The sequence below is a fragment of the Roseovarius sp. genome (assembly GCF_018066915.1).
Taxonomy (GTDB): domain Bacteria; phylum Pseudomonadota; class Alphaproteobacteria; order Rhodobacterales; family Rhodobacteraceae; genus Roseovarius.
Genome location: NZ_JAGPVV010000338.1, coordinates 1 through 3,319, shown reverse-complemented (window position 1 = coordinate 3,319; position 3,319 = coordinate 1). Strand labels below are relative to the sequence as shown.

The window sequence follows — 3,319 nt, the reverse complement described above, 5'->3', positions numbered from 1 at the left end:
CCGCCTATTCCGGCGAGATTTTCTATGGCGCACTCCGCTCGATCCCCAAGGGTGATGTCGAGGCGGCGGATGCCTATGGCTTTTCCGGCTGGTCCCGCTTTCGCCGGATCATCTGGCCCACAATGCTGCGGCTCGCCTGGCCCGCGTATACCAATGAGGCGATCTTTCTCTTTCACGCCACCACACTGGTCTTTTTCTCGGGCTTTCCGGTCTGGCAACAGCGCGGCGATGCGCTCTACTATGCCAAGTATTTCGCGGACAAGACATTTAACCCCTTCGTGCCCTATCCGATTCTTGCGGGCTATTTCATCCTGCTCACTCTGGTCGTGATCGGTGTCTTTGGCCTGATCAATCGCCACCTCAACCGCCATCTGCCGCAGGAATACCGCCGCAAGCTCAGCCTGCGGATGAACCTGATCCGCTGATGGGCGGCGTGGCGATCCTCATTCCTGCCGCCGGGGCCTCGTCACGGATGCGAGGCACGGATAAGCTCTTGGAAACGGTGCGCGATCAGCCGCTCCTGCGCGACCGCGTGACGCTCGCCCTTGGGACAGGCTGCGCCGTGGCCGTGACCCTGCCGCCCGAGACCGCTGCCCGCCGCGCGGCCCTTAACGGGCTCAACGTCACCCTCCTATCCGTGCCCGATGCCGCAACCGGCATGTCCGCCTCGCTGCGCACGGGCGCTGAATGGGCTATGGCCCAGGGTGCCGCAGCCTTGATGATCTTGCTTCCCGACCTGCCAGACCTCACCGCAAGCGACATGAGCCTCATGCTGCAAGCCAATGATTCTGAAACCATCTTGCGCGCCTGCAACATGGATGGCACACCCGGCCACCCGGTGATTCTGCCCGCTCGCCTGCTACCAGAGCTAACCCAGATCACCGGCGACTCCGGCGCGCGCGACCTCTTGCGCGCCCATCCCGTGATTCCTGTGCCCCTGCCCGGCCAGCACGCCACAACCGACCTCGACACGCCCGAGGCTTGGGCGGCATGGCGCGCCGCGCAATCTTAGGCCGGGTCACGCCCCATATGCTCGGCAATCCGCCGGTTGAGCCAAGCAAGCCCCGCCAATGACAGCCCCAGCCCGAGGAAGGACGCCACCCGCACCAACCCCGCCAGCCCCGCCATATCCACCAGAAACACCTTGGCCACGGTCAGCGCGACGCCGGCCATTGCCACCCGCCGCAAGGTCTCGGACCGCCGCACCAAGGCCACCCCCAACAGCGCGACCGAGACCAGAATAAGCGCGACCGTGTAGCTGTATAGCTCGCCATCGCTAACCCCCGGCACGCTCAGGTCATCCCCCTGCCACAACCGCCGGATCTCGAGCCCGAGATACCACGCGCCATAAACCGCCCCTGCCACGACAAAGACCTGCCGCAGCAAACGCGGCAGATGATCCAGCTTCCATGCCGCGAGAGCAAAGACCAGAGCGACCGGCAGATAGGCGGCGGCCAATGTGTCAAGGATCAAGGGCCCGCTCACAAACTCCTTGCGCCAGAGCACCGGCACCAGCGGATTGGTCAGCACCGCTTGCACCACCAACGACACGAGCGCCACCGCCCCCATGACACAGCTTAGCGCCAGCCGCAGCCACCGCACCACACGCCCACCCACGCGCATCCGCCAGAGCTGCACCATGGCTGAGGCCAGCCACACCACCGCCGTCAGGCCTAGCCCCGCATGCCCCATCGCCCCCGGCCCACCCAGCCACCGCTGCAAGAGAACGCTGAGGAAAATCGCACCGATGCTCCAGATGGCGCTTTCGATCACCGCCCGCGTTGCCCCCCCGGCCCGCACCGCCATCACCCCCCATGCCGCCGCCAACAGGGCCAGCGGCCCCAAATGCGACAAGAGGACATCACCCAGTCCCGCCTCGCGCACCGCCCAAGTCAGACCCGGATCAATCACCAGCCGGTAGCCGATCACTGCAACGCCCACCTGCGCCACCCCTCCGAGGAGCGGCAGAGTAAACCGCCGGTCAATCAGCGCCGTGGCCAGAACCATCACCGCCAAGGCCAGTGTCAGCGCCGCCTTGCTCAGCACCACAAAGAGCGCCAGCGTGATCAGCACGATGGCCGCCCCGGCAAAGAGCGCCGCTGCGAGCCGCCCCTCCGGCCCGCGCGCCCGCACTGCGAACACCACCATCAGCCCCGCCAGCGCCATCACCTGCAAGGCCCAAGGATAGGCGCCGATCACTGCCGCCGGGGTCCAGAGCAGCTCTAGGATCAACGCCAGCCCCGGTGCCATCACCGCCGCCGCAAGGCTCCACAGGATCACCGGCACCGCCCCCGCCGCATAGCGGGCGCGAAACGCGAACAGGGCCGAGGCCGCCGCCCCGCCCGCCAACAGCACACTCGCCGCAAGTGGCATCTTCGCCTCGGGCAACCGCTCGATCCCGGCCATGAACCCCGACCAGACCAGCCCCTGTCCAAATCCTTCCAGCGTCACCAGCACCAGCGCCGCCAAGGCCGGGATCAGCGGCACATCCTCCAGCGCTTCGGCCCGCCGCGTGCCCAGAATCAGCGCCGCCAGCATCCCCGCAAGCAGGCTCAGCGCGCCCCAGACCACCAGCGCCTCGCGCGCCTCACTTGCCACCCAGAGGGCTGCAAGGCTTGCCAGACCCACCACACCCCAGACGAGCCGCACCGGGAAATCGGGATAGTCTCCGCCCGCCAGCACCCGCCGCAACAGCGTATTGCCCGAATGCTGCGGCACCAATCGTGCCTCGGGCGCCAAAACGGTCAACACCACAAGCACCGCCCAGAACGCGAGATAGAGGAGCGCGCCCGCCTCTGTCAGATAGAGCAGCGTCGCGCCGCCGATACTGACCGCCAAGGCCAGAACCGAAATCCACGCCCACCGCCGCGCGGCATCTACCGCCAGCCCGACCGCCGCCAAGACGGCATAATACCCATAAAACACCCCCGGCGTGTCCGACTGTCCGCCCACCATGAACGGCGCAACCCCCGCGCCCATCAGGCCAAGCGCCGTCAAAACCGGCCCATGGAACCAGCCAAGGACCACAGCCCCCGCACAAACGCCCACCAAGCCTGCCAAGGCCACTCCCGGCCCGATCAAATCATAAAGCCCCCGCGCCGCCAAAACGCCCGCAAAGAGCGCAATCACCCCCGCCCCTGACAGAACCGAGGGCAGGCCCGTGACCGCGCCCGCCACCTCATCCCCATAACGCCGCCGTAGCCGCTCGCCCGCCGCAATTAGCGCGGCCCCGAGCGCCAGCGCACCCATCACCCGCCAGAACGGCGTGAGCAATCCTTGCTCGACGCCGTATTGCACCATGAAGACGCCTGCCAATGCC

The 3,319-nt window shown here is 67.0% G+C and carries 3 protein-coding genes; 2 read left to right on the top strand and 1 reads right to left on the bottom strand.

Annotated features, from left to right (window positions below):
- Together KBT70_RS18825 and KBT70_RS18820 are read left to right on the top strand one after the other, a co-directional pair.
- Positions 1-425 (top strand): ABC transporter permease subunit (locus KBT70_RS18825; protein WP_296637792.1); only part of this gene is annotated, 425 nt, incomplete at its 5' end.
- The gene (locus KBT70_RS18820) at positions 425-1,012 is read left to right on the top strand and encodes a nucleotidyltransferase family protein (protein WP_296637790.1); all 588 of its coding nucleotides are present in this window, start codon (positions 425-427) and stop codon (positions 1,010-1,012) included. The genes KBT70_RS18825 and KBT70_RS18820, both read left to right, overlap by 1 nt.
- Here KBT70_RS18820 and KBT70_RS18815 read toward each other — a convergent pair.
- Positions 1,009-3,319: DUF2339 domain-containing protein (locus KBT70_RS18815; protein ID WP_296637788.1), on the bottom strand; the 2,311-nt coding region annotated here is incomplete at its 5' end. The two genes, KBT70_RS18820 and KBT70_RS18815, sit on opposite strands and share 4 nt — an antisense overlap.

What these genes read in the sequence shown, in the direction of transcription:
- KBT70_RS18820 (WP_296637790.1), top strand. Translation starts at nt 425, where the DNA reads ATGGGCGGCGTGGCGATCCTCATTCCTGCCGCCGGGGCCTCGTCACGG.